This window comes from Chitinophaga sp. GbtcB8 (assembly GCF_019091455.1).
Lineage (GTDB): Bacteria > Bacteroidota > Bacteroidia > Chitinophagales > Chitinophagaceae > Chitinophaga.
Map to the genome: position 1 here is coordinate 147,156 of NZ_JAGXJN010000003.1, position 18,872 is coordinate 166,027.

Annotated in this window: 12 protein-coding genes; 8 read left to right on the forward strand and 4 right to left on the reverse strand. The window is 46.5% G+C overall.

Annotated elements, in window-relative coordinates; translation table 11 throughout:
- Positions 1-70 precede the first annotated feature (70 nt).
- The 4 genes from KVT36_RS05995 to KVT36_RS06010 form a co-directional block, all read right to left on the reverse strand.
- Positions 71-1,654: an FMN-binding glutamate synthase family protein gene (locus KVT36_RS05995; protein ID WP_217602593.1), complete on the reverse strand. Its 1,584-nt coding sequence runs from the start codon at positions 1,652-1,654 to the stop codon at positions 71-73.
- 178 nt (positions 1,655-1,832) lie between these two features.
- Positions 1,833-3,104: an RNA polymerase sigma factor gene (locus tag KVT36_RS06000; protein ID WP_217602594.1), complete on the reverse strand. Its 1,272-nt coding sequence runs from the start codon at positions 3,102-3,104 to the stop codon at positions 1,833-1,835.
- A 10-nt stretch (positions 3,105-3,114) separates the two neighbouring features.
- A complete protein-coding gene (locus KVT36_RS06005; protein ID WP_217602595.1) occupies positions 3,115-3,462 on the reverse strand; it encodes a YciI family protein in 348 nt (115 codons plus the stop codon).
- Between the two features lie 105 nt (positions 3,463-3,567).
- Positions 3,568-4,386, reverse strand: a complete 819-nt coding sequence (locus KVT36_RS06010; protein WP_254639861.1) for a mechanosensitive ion channel family protein — start codon at positions 4,384-4,386, stop codon at positions 3,568-3,570.
- A gap of 252 nt (positions 4,387-4,638) precedes the next feature.
- Between KVT36_RS06010 and KVT36_RS06015 the strand changes: the two genes are divergently transcribed.
- From KVT36_RS06015 to KVT36_RS06050, 8 genes are all read left to right on the forward strand, one after another.
- Positions 4,639-7,218 (forward strand): phosphatidylglycerol lysyltransferase domain-containing protein, encoded by a 2,580-nt coding sequence (locus KVT36_RS06015; RefSeq protein WP_217602597.1) that lies wholly within the window; start codon positions 4,639-4,641, stop codon positions 7,216-7,218.
- A gap of 304 nt (positions 7,219-7,522) precedes the next feature.
- Positions 7,523-8,209 (forward strand): virulence factor, encoded by a 687-nt coding sequence (locus KVT36_RS06020; protein ID WP_217602598.1) that lies wholly within the window; start codon positions 7,523-7,525, stop codon positions 8,207-8,209.
- An 857-nt stretch (positions 8,210-9,066) separates the two neighbouring features.
- The gene (locus KVT36_RS06025) at positions 9,067-9,345 is read left to right on the forward strand and encodes an HTH domain-containing protein (RefSeq protein ID WP_089918160.1); all 279 of its coding nucleotides are present in this window, start codon (positions 9,067-9,069) and stop codon (positions 9,343-9,345) included.
- A 1,493-nt stretch (positions 9,346-10,838) separates the two neighbouring features.
- Positions 10,839-12,212, forward strand: coding sequence for an alpha-L-fucosidase (locus tag KVT36_RS06030; protein ID WP_217602599.1), 1,374 nt, complete (start codon positions 10,839-10,841; stop codon positions 12,210-12,212).
- 496 nt (positions 12,213-12,708) lie between these two features.
- Positions 12,709-13,299, forward strand: coding sequence for a response regulator transcription factor (locus tag KVT36_RS06035; protein ID WP_217602600.1), 591 nt, complete (start codon positions 12,709-12,711; stop codon positions 13,297-13,299).
- A gap of 195 nt (positions 13,300-13,494) precedes the next feature.
- On the forward strand, positions 13,495-14,088 hold the full coding sequence (locus KVT36_RS06040) for an RNA polymerase sigma factor (RefSeq protein WP_217602601.1): 594 nt from the start codon (positions 13,495-13,497) through the stop codon (positions 14,086-14,088).
- A 135-nt stretch (positions 14,089-14,223) separates the two neighbouring features.
- Positions 14,224-15,252 (forward strand): FecR family protein, encoded by a 1,029-nt coding sequence (locus KVT36_RS06045; RefSeq protein WP_217602602.1) that lies wholly within the window; start codon positions 14,224-14,226, stop codon positions 15,250-15,252.
- A 157-nt stretch (positions 15,253-15,409) separates the two neighbouring features.
- A complete protein-coding gene (locus KVT36_RS06050; protein WP_217602603.1) occupies positions 15,410-18,865 on the forward strand; it encodes a TonB-dependent receptor in 3,456 nt (1,151 codons plus the stop codon).
- The last annotated feature ends 7 nt before the right edge of the window (positions 18,866-18,872 follow it).

Sequence of the window (18,872 nt, forward strand, 5' to 3'; positions counted from 1 at the left end):
AAATAAAAGGTGAAAAGGAGCTGCAGACTATCCTGCTATCCTTTTCACCTTTTATTTTGGAATACATTCTTTAGTTCCAGCTGTCTTCACGCGCCATCTCCAGCTCATTCCTCATTACTTCATGCAGCTGCCCGTTCTGGAATACACCAGCAGTTACGCTGGGGTATATTTCTTCAAAACTGCGTACCTGGTTCATAAACACACGGCGGAAAATGTGGCTGCGGGTAATATCGTGCGGGCTGCTTAAACCTGCAGCAGCAGTCAGTTCCATGGCACTTTCAATCGTATCGCGGTGGTAATTGGATACGCGGTGTTTTTTATCTTCCACCACCAGACCTTTGGCAAGCCATTTATCCTGCGTGGCTACACCCGTAGGACAGCGGTTGGTATTACATTCCAATGCCTGTATACAGCCAATGGCCATCATCATAGCGCGGGCGCTGTTACAGCCATCCGCACCCAGGGCCATGGCGCGCAGTATATGGTAGCCGGTAAGTATTTTACCGGAAGCTATCAGCTTCATTTTCCCACGGATATTAAAACCCGTAAGGGTATCATGCACAAAGGCCAGGGCATCCATTAAAGGCATGCCTACGGAATTGGAGAATTCCGGTGGTGCAGCGCCTGTACCGCCTTCCCCGCCATCAATGGTAATAAAGTCAGGATAGATGTTGGTAGCCACCATGGCTTTGCAGATAGCAAAGAACTCCCGGCGTTGTCCTATACATAATTTAAAACCCACTGGCTTGCCTTTGCAGAGCGTACGCATGTGCGCAATGAACTGCATCATTTCCCGTGGCGTATTAAACGCAGTATGATAGGGCGGTGAGGACACCGTAGTATAGGGTTTTACATGGCGGATGGCAGCAATTTCCGGTGTGTTCTTGGCAGCAGGTAATATGCCGCCATGGCCGGGCTTAGCTCCCTGTGATATTTTTAGCTCCACCATTTTAATTTGTGGCAGCGCCGTTTTTTCTTCAAACAACCGCTCATCAAAATTGCCCTCATCATTCCGGCAGCCAAAATAACCGGTGCCTATTTGCCAGATAATATCTCCGCCCTGGTTCAGGTGATGCTGGCTAATGCCCCCTTCACCGGTGTTATGTGCAAAGTTACCCAGTTTGGCGCCGCCGTTTAAGGCCTCTACTGCATTGGCGCTCAGTGAGCCATAGCTCATGGCAGACACATTCAGTATGCTGGCTGAATAAGGCTGCGTGCAGTCACTACCGCCAATGGTTACACGCGGATCTTTATCCATGTGCTCAAAGCTCCTGGGTTGTATAGAGTGGGCCATCCATTCATACCCTTCCGCATAAACATTGAATTGGGTGCCAAAAGGCTGGGTATCCAGCTCCCGCTTGGCGCGCTGATAAATGGTAGAACGGTCTACCCGGTTAATAGGGCTGCCACCCGTATCACTCTCTACAAAGTATTGGTACACCTTGGGCCGCAGGGCTTCCATCCAGTAACGCGCCCGCCCTACTACAGGGAAATTGCGCATAATAGCATGTTTGGTTTGCAGCATATCCACAATACCAATAATGATCAGCGGCACTGCCGGCAGTAATAACCACCATACCCAATGAAAAAAATATCCCAATATCCCCATCACCAGCAAGCTGCCCACCGCAAACGCCAAAAATCTTTTAGCCATACACGATCATTTTATAAGCTAAAATTAATTAATAATTAATGATTAATAATTAATAAGAAATAGTCAATAGTGAAGTGTTCTCCGGGGAATGCCACTGTTTTACTGTCATTATTAATAATTAATAAGAAACAGTTAATAATGAGGTATTTCCGATACGCTCACTGCTTCACTAAGATTATTAATTATTAATTAAACCCAGTTTTTCCTGTATCAATTTTCGCTCAGCCTGCGAAGTAGTAAGACCACGGGCCTGTGTAAGATGTTTTTGAGCTAAGAGGGTCTCGCCGCATTGCAGGTAAAGATCACCCAGTACGGCACTGTAGATATAATGGGACGACAGCAGTTTTTCAATATCCGGGATAGCCAGGATCTCCTGTATGGCAGTTGCTTTTTTACCCAGCTGGGCCTGCACAATGGCCCGGTTCAGCAGCACTACCGGCATGGGTTTTTGTTCCAGCAGCAGGTCGTACAGCTGCCGCATGCGCTGCCAGTTGGTTTGTTCAAAAGTGGCTGCCAGGCAGTGTTCCGCTGCAATAGCCGATTCAACATGGTATACGGTGAGCCGTTCCCCGGCGGAAGATAGGCGAAGGTAATGGTATCCCATGTCTATCAGCTCTTTGTTCCAGGTGCTGCGGTCCTGGTTTTGTAACAGCACAATGGAATTATTTTCATCAATACGGCTGTCAAAACGGGAAGTCTGAAAACACATTAAGGATAGCAGCGCAAAAGTAGCCGGCTGTTTACCCACCTGGTGTTCTGATAATAACAAACAAAGGCGCATGGCTTCCATGCACAGGTCTTCGCGGATCAGCTCATCCGCTTTCAGGGAATTATAACCTTCATTAAATAACAGGTATAAAACGGTGTACACGGTTTCCAGCCGGGGCGGCAGCTGCGGCCCCAAAGGGATCTCCAGCTGAATGCCTTCATCCCTAATAAATTGTCTGGCGCGGTACAGGCGTTTCTGGATCACGGCCTCATTGGTTAACAGCGCCCTTGCAATTTCTGCGGCGCCAAAACCCGATACGGTTTTTAATGTGAGCGCAATCTGGTCTTCTTCTTTCAGGGAAGGATGGCAGCATGCAAAGATCATGCGTAGCTGGCTGTCGGTGATTTCCGTATCCAGGAACAATTGGCGCACAGTATCTTCAGCGGCATGCTGTAAGTGATAAGCCAGCTCTCCGGAAAGGTGCTGGAAATGCTGCTGCCGGCGAATGATGTCCAGTGCTTTGTTCCTGGCTACGGTCATCAGCCAGGCGGAAGGATTGTCGGGAACCTGGTTAAATGTCCAGGTTTGTACTGCTTTTAAAAAAGCCTCCTGCACCACATCTTCTGCAAGGGATAAGTTATGCATCCCGAAAATGCGGGTTAACACGGCGATCATTTTCCCCGATTCATGCCGGAAAAGATGATCAACAATTTGTTGTGGTGAGGAGGCGCCGGATTGCATAATGGAAGGCTTACATACCATCAAATTTCATTACTTCCCGTACTTCCACACTACCGTTCAGTGGAAGATCGGGACAGCCCTTAGCCAGTTCTGCAGCGGCTTCCAGCGAATCGGCCTGAATGATCATGTATCCGCCTACCAGCTCCTTGCTTTCTGCAAAGGGGCCATCGGTTACCACGGCTTTGCTGCCGCTGACCATTTTACCCGGGGGATATAAAGGCTCTCCGCCTACGTAAATGTTTTTAGACCGGAACTGGTCTATCCAGGCAAACCATTGCTGCATATTGTCCTGCATTTCTTCCGGGGATAAATGACCTGCGCTGCTGCCGCCGCGGAAAATAAACATGAAGTCTTTCATGATGAAAGGTGTTTGTAGGTTAAATAAATACGAATAACAGGATAATGACGAGCGGAATATTATATGCAGGACAAAAATGAAGAATTTTTTTTAGACGGGTAGGAATTATATGAGCTTATGCTCTTTCATGACGGTTGTTACCTGGCTGATAACGGCATGCACCGCCTCATTATAGTGGTCGTTATCATTATTGTTATTATCATCATAAGCTACCCAGCAGTTTACGGTTACCTTCACATTAGCGCCGTCTATGTTGGAATATAATACCTGTAAAGGTCTATGCTCTGCAAGGTGTGGCAGGCCTTTCAGGGCGTTCTGCAACAGGGATTGTACGGAGTCCATTTGCTCATTCACAATAGCCACATTAAAGGTGAGCGAAATACGGCGCTCCGGGGTAAGGGAGTGATTAATGATGGGTTTCTGGAAAATTTCTTTATTGGGGATGATCACATGCAGGCCGTCCAGTGTACGCAGGGTAGTAGAACGTAATTGTATATTTTCCACGTTGCCGGTAAAACCATTGGTCTCTATCTGGTGGCCTACTTCAAAGGGCTTGCGGAACGTAATGAAAATACCGGAAATGAAATTGGCGGTCAGGTCCTGGAAAGCAAAGCCCAGCGCTAAGCCTATAATACCGGCGCCGGCCAGCAGGGACGACACTGTTTTATCCAGCTGCAATACATCCAGCGCAATAAATAATCCTACAAAGCAAAGGAGCAGGTAGGCAACACTTGAAAATAACCCGCTCAGGGCCGGTGTATCAGACAGGCGGTAAACCAGCTTGTACACCAGTTTTTTCATCAGCCTGGCCAGCAGCACAAACAAAGCTAATACCAATATCGCTACTACCAGGTTAGGCAGCATTTTGATAGCTGTTTCCAGCCATAGCTGGATCTTGTTATATATTAGTTTGGTCCATTGCATATACGCCATCATATTATTCCCCCTTGGTTCGGGAACAAAGACCGAATAATTATGCCGTTTTTAAACACGGGGAAGGGAGTGTCTTATCCATTGATATTCAGTAGGATAAATGAGTAAGCGCATCTACACTGCGGAAAAAGTTGCCCATCCGCTCCTACCTTAAAATCCAATTAAATTAGGATTGCCTTTAAAGCCTCCATACAACTTAAGCGTAGCTTTGAGTGTTAAAATTGATACACTGCTATCACTTATATGCCTGTAAAATTCACCTTACGCGTAGCGCCTTTACTAAAAAAGCTGCATTTAAAAGAGCTGCTGTCAGTGTTATTCCTGCTGCTGGCTATCTATTTTTTCCGGCAGGAGCGGTATGAGCTGCACGCGCTGGTGCCGGCTATTGCACAGGCTAACCGTGTATGGATGAGCGGTGGTGTATTACTTACGTGCGTATACATTCTGCTGCAGGCGCTCATGTATTATTACAGTTTTAAAGCAGTGGAAGCGCGTTTGCCTTTGTCTTTAGGGATAGAGCTGTTCCTGAAGCGCAACCTGCTCTCCGTATTTTTACCGGCAGGCGGTGTCAGCTCGCTGGCCTATTTGCCAAAGCGGCTGCGGCAGGCCGATATCCGCAAACAGCAGGTGCACCAGGCCTCCGGCATTTATGGGTACGTGGGCATCTTATCGGTATTCCTGGTAGGTATACCCATAGTAGGGCTGGCCATTTTGCGCAAGCCGGACCTGCAACGTGCGCTGCCCGCGCTGGCAGGCATTTGTGTGCTGCTGGTAGCAGCAGTATGGGTATTCCGCTCTATTCAAAAGAAAGGGGCCGTATATACGTTACTGTTAAAATATTTCCCGGGCGTTATTCATCAGATAGATGACATCTTTTCTTTTCAGCTGCAGCGCGGCGCTTTTGCAAGCACCGTATGGGCTTCTGTAGGTATTGAGCTGGTGGGTATTGCACATTTGTACGTGAGTATGCTGGCCACCGGTGTTACACCCTCGCTGGAAGCGGCCTGTGTGGGTTACATTGTAGCCACTATCTTTTTAATTATCTCCCCGTTCTTACGCGGGTTGGGCGCTATAGAATTATCACTTACCTGGCTGCTCAGCAGTTATGGGTACACCTCGTTGCAGGCATTGGAAATTACGTTGCTGTTCCGGTTGTTCGAGTTCTGGTTGCCGCTGGCCGGCGGGCTGCTGGCCTTTGCGCTGAAGGGGCGGGAGCTGGTATTACGCCTGCTGCCACCGGTGCTGATATTTTTACTGGGCATGGTCAACATTTTTTCCGTGCTCACACCACCGCTCACAGATCGTTTGCGCCTGCTGCGTGCCTACATACCGGTAGGCTCTATTCATGCATCCAACCTGCTGGTAGTGTTCCTGGGATTGGTGCTGCTGGTAACTGCCACCTTTTTAGTCCGTGGCCTGCGCAGCGCGTGGATAGTAGCCCTTGTGGTATCCCTGTTATCTGCCATCGGGCATATGAGTAAAGCGCTGGATTATGAAGAAGCTTCTCTGGCATTGATCACCGCTGTTATATTGATCATCACTGCCAGTCAGTACCGGGCAAAAAGTAATCCCCAGCTGGTGAATATTGGTGTGGTTACAGCCCTGGCTACTTTTGCAGGGGTGCTGATCTTTGGTGCGCTGGGTTTTTACTTTTTAAAAGCCCGTCATTTTGGAATTGATTTTACCTGGCAACATTCCCTGCAGGCCGCTTTCCGTGGATTTATGCTCATGAACGATGAGGACCTGCACCCGGTAACCCGCTTTGGGCGCGAGTTTCTGAGCGCTATACAGGTATTGGGAGTAAGCGCCTGGGCTTTTTTATTTTATACTATTATACGGCCTTACCTGCAGGTGCACCAAAGCAATACCGCATTGGAAAAAGCGCGCTTTTACCTGAGCCAGTATGGCGATTCTGCCATGGATTATTTTAAGGTAGGAGAGGATAAGCTGTTATATATCTCTGATGGCCCGGAAGGATTTGTTGCTTACCGCGTGGCCAATGGTTTTGCCATAGTGCTGGAGGAACCCGTTTGCCGGGAAGAGGATAAGCTGCTCCTGTTACAGGAGTTTGAGCAGCAATGCCGCAAAATGGGCCTGCGGCCGGCCTTTTACAGGGTAGATGAGGAAAGTGTATTTTACTTTAACCACCTCCGGAAAAAGCGGCTGCTAATAGGGCAGGAGGCTATTATGGATATCCGCGGTTTTACATTGAGCGGAAAGGATAAGAAATCGTTACGGAATGGGTTGAACAGCTTAGCTAATAAAGGGTATACCACCACCATCCGGCGGGCGCCGCAGCCAGCGGACTTAATAGCGCAGCTGAAAGCAGTGTCCGACGAATGGCTGGCGCAATATGAGGTAAAGGAGATGACCTTTTCACAGGGATCGTTTGATGATGCCGTACAGGCCCAGGATGTGATCACTGTTAATAATGAAGAAGGGCAGGTGGTAGCTTTCCTGAACATTATTCCGGATTATGCACCGGGAGAGTGTACCTACGATATGATCCGCAAACGCAGCGATGCGCCGGGCGGTGTAATGGATGCGTTGATCATTGCGCTTATACAGGATGCGCAGCAGCGCAACCTGCAATACCTGAACCTGGGGCTGGTTCCTATGTCGGGCATTGGACAGCCGCAGAATACGGCAGAGCAGGTAGTGAAATTTGCGTATGAAAAGATCCGCGCTTTCCGCCATTACCATGGCTTGCGGGAGTTCAAGGAAAAATACGCCACTGCCTGGACTAATAAGTACCTGGTATATGAGCATGATTTTGATCTGATACAATTGCCGGCTGCGTTGAGTAAGGTAATGCAACCCTAGCGTTAATTACGAATTGGATTTTCGGTATGATTGTGATTCGTAATTGACAGTTTGTGATGTTGAATAGTTTGAGATTGCCTGATCCATTTGTTAATGAATTTGTAATGGACGATTCGTGGTTAAACTTCGCTTTGCTCATTTGCTCTAATCAATGTGTAACTATTCATAATCATAATTATTTTCAAAGACATTCCCCGCTGGGCGGGGCAGGCTATGCCCCGCTATGGGTGGGTTCGTAATTGAATATGTTTTCGCTTCATCCATTCGTAATTCGTAATTGAAAATTCGTAATTAACATATGTACGTGCGTGAATTACTGCTTGTGGCTTTTTTTCAGGGGCTTTTTCTGATGGTGCAGGCCCAGACGGCTGTAACGGAGCTGCCGGTAACTGCTATGGCGCCGGCCGGCAGCGGTCAGTATCCGCTGGTATTATTTATAACCGGTGATGCCGGCCTGAAAAAATTTAATGTAAGCATGATAGATGCGTTTACCAAAAAAGGTTATGCCGTGGTAGCGCTGAATACCCTTAAATACTTCTGGAAAAAGAAAACGCCGCAGCAGGCGGGGGCAGATGTAGCTGCTTTACTGAAACATTATGCCGGCCAGTGGGGGCATAAGAACTTTTTGCTGGTAGGTTATTCCATGGGTGCAGATGTGTTGCCTTTTATTTATAACAACCTGCCCGCCGATGTGCAGGCACAGTCGCAGCAGCTGGTGTTTATGTCGCCCTCCCGCTTTACAGACCTGGAAGTACATGTGTCGGAAATGTTAGGTAAGACCAGCAACAATGGCCTGAGTGTGCCAGGGGCTATGAACCACATTACAGGTAAGCCTTTATTGTTATTATTCGGAGAAGGGGAAAAAGATTTTGATCTGCAGGAGCTGCATATTCAAAACTACAAGCACATGGTATTACCTGGCGGGCATCATTATGATAACAACGCAGGCAATGTAGTGCAAACCATTCTCTCACACCTGGTACTGCACTGAGATTCAGCCGCATATTTTTTCTACAGGTTAACTTGAAATTAACCGCTAAAAAAATAAACAGCAGTATCATTGCAGTCAGCAACGCAATATCGGATGGATATATGATTCTTCTGGTATCTGATACCCGGCGGCAAGACAAAAAGGTAGTCCTTTCCTGCTTTTATACTATCGGTGTCTTTTCAAAAACCTCCCGGATGCTGCAACCTTGCTGGTCTGTACGGCCGGCAAGGTTTTTATTTTTCTGTTAACATGCAATTAACTGTTGAGCGCTTAGAATGCCTTAACATTGTTTTGCTGATTTAATGAGTGTTAAAAATTACTATTTGTTTCACGAAAGGAGATCAGGTAATGATGTACCGGTTTTAACAACCGGGAAATCATAACTGAGCTCTACGCGCCCGGTCTTTACCGGGAGCTTTCTTAAAACGGATGAAACTCCAGCCCAGCTTGTGTGCTCACACATTCCCTGACATTACTACCGGGGAGTGCTTAACACTATTTCACTATCGGGTTTATTAACTGCGATCCTATTGCAGTGTAGCTTGCTAACTTGCATTTAATGCCTGACCGGTAAAGGAAGCCTTTTTAATTACCCTCGAAAAACCCATGTATTATGATATACATACGGCACTCGTTTACATTGAAGCATACGCAAACGCGGGCACTGGGAGCACTAGCGGGAACTTTTCTTACAGCCCTTTAACCAGCAGCACAACTACGGAGAAAAACTATTGAATAAATGATGTTGGTTTCAATTAAAGGGTTGATACTTATCAAAATAATTGTATTTAACTTATTTTGGTATAATAATTTTTATAAAGTAAATTCCATTACCCGTTAAACCCCCCTATGCTAACATGCCTAAGCGTTATTTTGAAAGGTTACAAACGATCGATTACCTCATTCGCATTAAAGGTACTGGTAAACCTGCCCAGTTGGCCAAACGGCTGCGTATTTCCGAACGCACCCTGTATGAGTTCCTGAAAATGATGAAAGACTTAGGTGCGCCTATTGAGTATGACCGATATAAGGAAAGTTATTATTACGCGGAAAAAGGCGGGTTTAATATCCGCTTTGTAAAGAACCTGGCGGCGGCAACCACCATATTGGCAGCCCTTTTCCTGGATTCCTGGTAGTTATAACGTCATAGTCTGTACGTAGCAGGGGAAATGGTCATTCACTCCGGCCATCCTGTTCCCATTATTGCCGGTCGCGTTAACCCAGTTAACCTTGTATTAACTTACTCTTTAACGCCTAATTAACCAATAAGAAATTATAAAGGCTGAATTTCACCCCCGAATATCCAAAAGGTATTCAATATTCAATTCTCACACTGAATATAAAAGACGGTTTAGATTACAAAACTAGCAACGCGGGTTTCTTTTCAGTCACCTGCCGGTTTTTTAAATCCCTAATGCCATCAGGTTATCTTCAGCACTTATATTTTCCGGTTTTATAGATGTTCAGATCATGATCATCGGATCTTTGTATGGCAACAGGTACTGCAATGAATGACAGCTGCCTGATAAAATGCGGAGCGCTGCCCCCCTTAAGCAGGCCTGATCTATGCTGCGGTGGTTGCACTTGTGAAAGGAGCTGCTACTGCCTGATAAATACCGGGACCCACAAAACGGCTGTTAACACCTCTACTGAGATCTTGCACCATAGCCATCCCTGGCCGTACGGTTGCGGATCAACCATAACACTTTTCGTCATCACAAACCGCTCACAACGCAATTATTAGTACCTCTGCCAAGACCTTGCATCATAGCCATCCCCGGCCGGACGGTTATCATCAACCATAAACCTTTCAGGGTCACAGGCCAGCCCATCACATCCTTTAAACATCATAAGAACAGGGAGTTACTTTTTCCTGCAGGGTAATAATAAACCGCCAGAGTAGACACTCAGGCGATGTGATATATAACGATAGGAAAAAGAATGCGATGCTTATCGCATCACGATTACAATGTTACAATAGTATTTACCGCTATTAGTTAATCACCGGTTAACAATTGAGGTTTGCTGCCCCAAAAAAGGATCCCCCGTAGTAAACACTACGGGGGAACGAAGTCCTTTAAAAGGTGGCACATACCATCCCGGCCCATGATACTTTTGGGGTTATTATTTATAGGTACCTGGGCCAATATTGGACCTCCGGAAATAAAAAACCATATGGAAATTCTCAGGGTTAAAACCCCGGTTGTATTTGCATACACCAGGACGCGAACATCTTTATTAGAATAGCTGTTTTAAATGATCTGGAAAATAGATTTGCAATTGAATGCCCGTCGTTTGCTCAGGTAAAGTGGAATCCTCTTCTCATAACTATAGGTCTGTTATAGCTGCATTTAAATTGATATGCAACATTAGTATTATTTCTTCGCTTATTAGTTAATAATTGGTTAACGGAAAAATATATCTGGCTGATTGCCAGCCTATTACAATCGATTGCCATGGCGGCGGGGTTAAAATACGGTTAATCTCATGTGAGGCGATTTCTGTATTATCATTCGCTAAATCACTATTACAAAAAGCGGATTAATTCAGCGAACTTCATCAGTATCAAAACCCGATTCCACGAAAAGGGCATCGTTGCCCGCTTCAGCATGAAAACAAATAGCACATTATGAAAAAAAGCATGTTCCTCCTGCTGTGTGGCCTGGGGCTGTTATTGCAGCTTACCGCACAGGAAAAAAAGATCTTTAATGAAACACCGGAACAAAAAGAACAACGCCTGGCCTGGTGGAAAAATGACCGCTTCGGCATGTTCATTCACTGGGGCCTGTATGCCCTGCCCGCCCGCCATGAATGGGTGAAAAACCGGGAGCAGCTAACAAATGAAGACTATCAGAAATACTTTGATGCGTTTAACCCCGACCTGTACAATCCCAAAGAATGGGCCCGCATGGCCAAAGCCGCCGGCATGAAGTACGCCGTGATCACCAGCAAACATCATGAAGGATTTTGCCTCTTTGATTCCAAGTACACGGATTACAAAGCCACTAAAACACCTTACGGGAAAGATATTATTAAAGAATGGGTGGAGGCCTTCCGTGCAGAAGGATTGAAAGTAGGTTTCTATTATTCCCTGATAGACTGGCATCACCCGGATTATACCATTGACCGGGTGCATCCGCAAAGGCCGGCCGATACTGCAGATTATAAAAAGCTGAACCAGGGCCGCGATATGGCTAAATACCGCGAGTATCTGCGTAACCAGCTGAAGGAAATATTAACCAACTACGGGAAAATAGATATCCTGTGGACGGACTTTTCTTTCCCTGGTGCTTATGGTAAAGACCATAACGACTGGAATTCAGTTGAGCTGATCAAAATGATCCGCAAGCTGCAGCCGGATATTATTGTAAATGACCGCCTGGATTTAGGTGAATATGAAGATGGAGGTGATTTTGTAACGCCGGAACAATACAAAGTATCCGAATGGCCTACCCGCAATGGTAAGCAGGTGCCCTGGGAAACCTGTCAAACATTTTCCGGCTCCTGGGGGTATTACCGGGATGAAACATCCTGGAAGGATACGAAGCAGCTATTAGGCCTGCTCATAGAAACGGTAAGCAAAGGCGGTAACCTGTTATTAAATGTTGGCCCAACCGGCCGCGGACTGTTTGACCCGCGTGCACAGGCTGCGCTTAAAGCCATGGGCGACTGGATGCAGGTGAACAGCCGCGCTATCTATGGCTGCACACAGGCCCCGCCTGAATTTGCCAAACCGGATAACTGTTTGCTTACTTACAATCCCACCACGAAACGTTTATACGTGCACCTGCTGGATTATCCGTTGCAGAACTTTACACTGCCGGGTTATAAGGGAAAAGTAAAGTATGCGCAGTTCCTGCACGATGCATCTGAAATAAAAATGAGCGCACCCACCCAGCATCATAGTTTAGGTAAAAATTTAACGGACAATGATCTTAATCTGAGCCTGCCGGTAAAAAAACCGGAAGGAGAGATCCCCGTAATTGAGCTGATCTTAAATTAGTAATTCTTGTAAAGTCTTGAAAAGATAACGTCCACTGCCGTTACATGGCAGTGGACTTTTTTATTTTGGTGTCAGTTGTCATTATTAGTTACCGACTATAAAAAAGTTAGTAAGCGAGCGAGCTCTACAGGAAAATGCAAAAATTGTCCATCAACGGTAACCTGCAAATATAAAAAAAGAGTATTTAAGGCCTCAAATGTAGCACGGGCGTGCTTAATCCATTGAATATAAAATAGTTGTCCACTTTAGCTTTTTACCCCCAATTTTATCCATGTATTGGTTTTTTAAATAATATAAATTATTTTGTTTATTAATATTTTTTTAAAAACCATATATACATCCGATTGACTGCTGAGGGTATTTGTTTCAAATTTGTTTCGTTATTGGGATTGTGTCCTCATTAATATTATACTAATAAGCGCCTTTTTCGTCATTAAGAGAACTTGCAGTACTGTGAGAAGAATTTTCACAAAATAATAAACCCAAAGTAAATATTATGAAAAAAGTGCGGCGTGATAACGCAGGCCACTTAAACGGAACTGATATTCTTGAAGTTGCCGGTATCCAGAGTGACGACGAACAAATCTTACAACAACTTGCTAAAGACATTTGCAACATTGTATTCATGGATGTTGAGATTCCTGGTGTAAGCGCCGTTGAAGCAGCCAATATTTTGAAAGCTGCTTATCCCGACATCAACGTGCTGCTGTTAACCGTACACCGCGACAGCCATTCCTTAGCCAGTTTGCCAGCCCGTACCACCACAGCGGATGAACCCATTAACCCGCCGGCTTTAACAGGATTTGTATCCAGGGTATATGATACCGCCGTACAGACCAACCTGACCGCCATACAGAAGGTGCTGGCTTATTTTCATCACCGCGCACAACATGATATTTCGCAGTACGGGCTTTCCCCGCGCGAACAGGAAGTGCTGGACCGCCTGGTAGATGGGCATACGTATAAGAAGATCGCAGAGCTGTGCCACATCAGCGTAGGTACGGTACGTTCCCACATCATGAATATTTACCGTAAGCTGGAAGTAAATTCCCGCAGCGCTGCTATCGTGAAAGCAATGCGCGGTTAAGCCGGAATGCAAACGTTTGAGCGGGAACGCTGAGGAAAGGAAAACGAAAACAGAATGTCATTAAAATATTACACAGAGGTTGCGCCTGCTGTTACTCATTTTATGCCTATATTCTATACATTCTAAATCGTTTCTCTTCACGATACCTTCGTTGTAATTCACAACCTGCTTGCAAATAAATGCCTAACTTGCCGCATGGCCTTACATGCTTGGGAAGGGGATGCTGACCTATGGCGGCATTTTTTGCAGGGCAGCCGGGAAGCCTTTACGGTACTATATGCCAGCTTTGCGCCGTTGTTATATAACTACGGATGTAAGCAGTGTGCGGACCCACGTCTGGTGGAAGATTGTTTGCAGGATGTTTTTGAATACCTGCTGCAGCACCGCACTCACCTGTCTGAAGTAACCAATGTAAAAGCTTATTTGCTGAAAGCCTATCGCCGTGCGCTGTTGCATAAAATAAGCAATGTGCGTAAAAATATACCCGCTGTATTAACAGATGAGTCCAGCTTTGCTGTTATTCTTTCGCCGGAAAGTATCCTCATTGCCCGGCAAAGTGAGCTGCGCCGTAAAGAGCAGGTGAAAGCCGCGCTCAACGCCCTGCCACCCCGCATGAAGGAAGCGCTGTTCCTGCGTTTTTATGAAGATCTTCCTTTTGAAGATATTGCAGCTATCATGGAAATTGATCAGAAGTCCGTGTATAAAATGATCTACAAAGCCTTTGATAAGCTGCGGCAAAAGCTGGCCGGCTTCCCGCTCTGGACGCTCTTCCTCGCCATTTGGTTATAATGGCAGCTTTAAACTTCTCTCCCATTTCTGTTGTTGAATAAGTTTTCTCTGAAAAAATATTTCCTTGCAGAAGGGATAAAACCCTGTTAACACTCCTCTATATATAGTTAAAATCACCAAAACAGCGCTGTTGTTATGGAATGGAAGGACTACGCAGACTTTTCAGTAACTGATTTCCTGGCGGATGATTTTTTTACGGAATGGGTATTACGCCCCAACGTAGAAAACCAGTCGTTCTGGGAAGCATGGCAGCAGCATTACCCTGAAAAGCAAACGGTAATAGCAGAAGCGCGGGTTATGTTATTATCACTGGAATACCAACGGCATCAGATGCCCGGGGAAAGTTACGATCGTATATGGCATGCGCTCCATGGCAAGATGGAGCATGCTCTGCCGGAAACCATGTTAATGCAACGTACCCACTACCGCCGGAACTGGCGCCGCGCCGCCATGTTCACCGGCGTATGTGGGATACTGGTCCTGTGTACATTGTGGCTGCTGCGTAAAGAAGATAAACGCGCCGTATATACCAGCCAGTTTGGAGAGAACCGCCGTCTGTTGCTGCCGGATAGCTCGGTAGTAATACTGGGACCGCATTCCGCATTAAAGGCAACCGCTTTTTCACCTGAAACAAAGACAAGAGAAGTTTGGCTGGATGGTGAAGCTTATTTTATGATCAAACCAGACCTGCAGGGTAATAAACCTTTTACCGTACACACAGGAGATCTAAATATAGAGGTGCTAGGCACGGAATTTAATGTAAGTAATTATGATGGCCGCCCCCAGGTAGTCTTGCATAGTGGTAAAGTGGCGCTGCGCGATAATACAAAAAAGTCCGCACGTATGATCATGGAGCCGGGGGAGATGATCACCTACAGTACCAGTCAAAATCGCTATCTGCGTCAGAAAGTTGTTACGGAAAAATATGTTTCCTGGGTTCATCACACTTTAATATTTGAAAACACCAGCCTGGCAGAAGTAGCCGCACAGCTGCATTATAAATATGGTATCCGCCTGCAGTTTGCAGATAGTACGCTCCGTGGGGAACAGTTCAGCGCTACCCTGCCGCAAGCCGATCATAAGGTGGTGCTTAAAGCTATTCAGGAAGCCTTTGGCGTGCAGCTCACACAAGAAAATGATAGTACGTTTTTGATTAGCCGATAGAGTAAGGGACACTTTAGCCAACTAGCTATTAAGCTGTCATGTTGTTAATACCACATTGTAGTTCATCATAGACCGGAAACGGAAGCAAAAAACAATGATATCATGCTAACAGCGAAAGCTGACCACTAAATTTTGCTCGTAATTAAAACAGATCGTTATGAAAGTAACAGGTACACACAAGTGTAAAACCTTGCTGGTGCTGATCCTGGCTGCCGCAATTACCACGCAGGCACAGGAGCTGGCCTATAAAAGCCCTCAGGCTGCACAGGCAGATAAGCCGCAGCCTTCCCAAAAAACGGGTACGTTACCGCTTAAGTCGGTCCTTCAGCAGCTTGAAAAAAAATACGGGGTCAACTTTGCCTATAATGCCCGGCTTGTAAAAGAAAAGCAGGCGCCGGCGGGCATTTTGGATCAGGCAAACATACCGCTTACAGACCTGCTGCAAAACTTACTTACCCCGCTGGAGCTACAGTATAAACAAATAGACCCGCTGGTATATGTAATAAAAACATTGAAAGTGCAGGAGCAGATTAGTGCGGGTACTAACATTAACATACCGACGGAAATACCGGCAGGCGGGCTGCAGGCAGCGCCTGTTAAAGGGAAAGTAACCGACAAGGCCGGCACGCCGCTGATCGGAGTAACCGTACGCGTTAAGGGTACCAGCGCCGGCGGTACTACCGGGCCTGATGGCACCTTTACTATCAATGTACCGGAAGGCCGGGATACGCTGCAGGTATCTTACCTGGGTTATTTGCCACAGGAAATAAGTATTGCCGGTAAAACCACGGTAGACGTGGTTATGCAAAGCTCCGAAAGTCAGCTGGAACAGGTAGAGGTAGTAGGTTATGGTACGCAGCGTAAGCGCGACCTGACCGGTGCTATTTCATCCGTAAAGGGGGAGGAGCTGGCCAAACAGCCGGTGCTTACCGCCACACAGGCTGCACAGGGTAAAATAGCCGGTGTACAGATCATTTCTTTCGGACAGCCCAATACACAGCCACAGATAAGGGTACGCGGTACCGGTTCTGTAATGGCGGGCGCCAATCCCTTGTATGTAGTGGATGGTGTGCTTACAGATGATATCCGCAACATTAACAGCGCAGACATTGTGAATATGGATGTGCTGAAAGATGCGTCTGCAGCTATTTACGGCGTACGCGCCGCCAACGGTGTGGTGATCATTACCACCCGTAAAGGGCGGGCCGGCAAAACAGAAGTGCGGTATGATGCCAATGCCGGTTTCCGCGAAGCATCTAACCTGGTGAAAATGGCCAACCGGGATCAGTATATAGATTATCTGAAAGATGCGGCCCCGGGCAGGGATCCCATCAATGACGCCGTAGTGTTTCCCGGTACTACCAACTGGTATGATGCTACCTTGCGCAAAGCTTTACAGATGAATCATAACCTTTCCTTATCCGGCGGTACGGATAAACATACCTACTTTTTCAGCGGTGGTTTTATCCAGGACGATGGGATTATTAAAACCAACACCTTCCGCCGTTTTACGCTGCGCGCAAACAATGAGGTAAATATTTCCGACCAGTGGAAGTTCAGCACCCAGCTGTCATACTCCAGGGGCGACGGACGTAACGTGGACCTGAACGCCGTATACGGCAATATTTACCGCGCAGCGCCTATTATACCGGTAGAAGAAAATGGCCGTTATGGCAATACTTCTGCATGGGGTAACGTAAACAACTCCCTGCTGCAGTTAAATACCCGCAACTACCGCCAGCAGGACAGCCGCCTGCAAGGCAACCTGGCGCTGGAATTTACGCCGGTGAAGGCACTGAAGTTCCGTTCTGCATTCAATGCAGACCTGCGTTGGGGTACAGACCGTATTTATGTATATAAGTTCCTGAATGATGATAAAACTTTCCTGGTAGCCGGTGGTAACCAACGCCAGGATAACAGTCAGCTGTTTATTGATAACTCCCGCTCACAGGGATGGGTATGGGATAATACGGTTACTTTCGATAAAACGTTCAATAAACATTCCATTACCCTGCTGGGAGGTTCTGTAACAGAAGGATTTTACAGCACTTACATTACAGGCTCACGCATTAATGTACCGGCCAGTGAAGATCTCTGGTACCTGGATCTTGGCAACCCGGATGTGCAATCCAAAATAAATAACGGCGGCGATAAATATGCGCGTCAGTCTTTTGTAGGTCGTGTGAATTATGGATATGATAACCGTTACCTGTTAAGCGCCTCCATTCGTGCAGATGGCAGCTCCAAGTTCAGGGAAAGATGGGGTTATTTCCCCACCGTAGGCGCCGGCTGGGTTATTTCACAGGAGCCGTTCATGCAGGACCAAAAAGTGTTCAGCTTCCTGAAGCTGCGCGGCAGCTGGGGTGTGCTGGGTAATGATAATATTCCCGCCAACGCCTATATTAATACCGCTACAGTGAACCTGCCTTATTTTTATGATGGTGTAATTTCTTTAGGCAGCGCCCTGCAGGATACCAAAGACGCTAACCTGAAGTGGGAATCTACCACCCAGTTTGACTTTGGTATTGAATTTACTCTGCTGAAAGACCGCTTAAGTGGTGAGGTAGATTATTATAACAAGAAAACAAAAGATGCGCTAACGGTAGTGAATATACCCAGTATATTAGGCGATCCCAATAATACCTACATTACCAATGCCGCCTCGTTTAAAAACACCGGTTATGAGTTTACCCTGAACTGGAAAGATAATATTACCAAAGACCTGAGCTATAGTATTGGCGGCAACATCACTTTTAATACCAATGAGATCACCAACCTGGCCGGCGGACAGGCACTGCTGGGCGGTAACGTGGGGCAGCAGAGTTTTATAACCCGCACGGATAACGGCCGTCCGGTAGCCAGCTTTTACGTGCTGCAAACACAGGGCGTTTTCCAGAACCAGGATGAAATTAATAACTACAAGAACAAGGATGGTAAAGTGATCCAGCCGGGTGCCAAACCGGGCGACCTGAAATACCAGGACACTAACGGCGATGGGGCTATTGATGATAACGATAAGCAATACGTGGGCTCCTATCAGCCAAAATATTTTTATGGTTTTAACCTGGGCCTGAACTTTAAGGGCTTAGACCTGACCGCTGATTTTTATGGTAACGGCGGCAACAAGATCTATAATGGTAAAAAGGCATTCCGTTATGAAACCACGGATAATATAGAAGCCGGTTATGCGGATAAACGCTGGAAAGCAGACCGGCCTTCCAATACGGATCCGGCAATACTAAGCTCCTCTATGCCTGCTTCCACTTACTTTGTGGAATCCGGCGCTTTCCTGCGTTGTAATAATCTTACCATTGGGTACACATTGCCGGCCACCGTGCTGAAAGCTATTGGCATCAACCGTTTCCGGGTATATCTTACTTCGCAGAACCTGTTCACCATTAAAAAGTTCAGTGGCTTTACCTCAGAGCTGCCGGGTGGCACCATTGATTTTGATAACAGCATCAATAACCGCATCAACAACCGCTCTACTAACGTAAACGCCAGTACGGCCAATGCTACCAACAACAGCAGTGGTATCCTGGATGCGGGTATTGAGCTGAACGTGTATCCTACTACCCGTACGTTTGCCTTTGGCGTAAATGTTTCATTCTAAAAAAAGC

Excerpts from the sequence above, each read along its gene's own strand:
- KVT36_RS06045 (WP_217602602.1), top strand. The coding sequence starts at position 14,224 with ATGGAATGGAAGGACTACGCAGACTTTTCAGTAACTGATTTCCTGGCG.
- KVT36_RS06030 (WP_217602599.1), top strand. The coding sequence starts at position 10,839 with ATGAAAAAAAGCATGTTCCTCCTGCTGTGTGGCCTGGGGCTGTTATTG.
- KVT36_RS06025 (WP_089918160.1), top strand. The coding sequence starts at position 9,067 with ATGCCTAAGCGTTATTTTGAAAGGTTACAAACGATCGATTACCTCATT.
- KVT36_RS06050 (WP_217602603.1), top strand. The coding sequence starts at position 15,410 with ATGAAAGTAACAGGTACACACAAGTGTAAAACCTTGCTGGTGCTGATC.
- KVT36_RS06040 (WP_217602601.1), top strand. The coding sequence starts at position 13,495 with ATGGCCTTACATGCTTGGGAAGGGGATGCTGACCTATGGCGGCATTTT.
- KVT36_RS06010 (WP_254639861.1), bottom strand. The coding sequence starts at position 4,386 with ATGCAATGGACCAAACTAATATATAACAAGATCCAGCTATGGCTGGAA.
- KVT36_RS06000 (WP_217602594.1), bottom strand. The coding sequence starts at position 3,104 with ATGCAATCCGGCGCCTCCTCACCACAACAAATTGTTGATCATCTTTTC.
- KVT36_RS05995 (WP_217602593.1), bottom strand. The coding sequence starts at position 1,654 with ATGGCTAAAAGATTTTTGGCGTTTGCGGTGGGCAGCTTGCTGGTGATG.
- KVT36_RS06015 (WP_217602597.1), top strand. The coding sequence starts at position 4,639 with ATGCCTGTAAAATTCACCTTACGCGTAGCGCCTTTACTAAAAAAGCTG.
- KVT36_RS06035 (WP_217602600.1), top strand. The coding sequence starts at position 12,709 with ATGAAAAAAGTGCGGCGTGATAACGCAGGCCACTTAAACGGAACTGAT.
- KVT36_RS06005 (WP_217602595.1), bottom strand. The coding sequence starts at position 3,462 with ATGAAAGACTTCATGTTTATTTTCCGCGGCGGCAGCAGCGCAGGTCAT.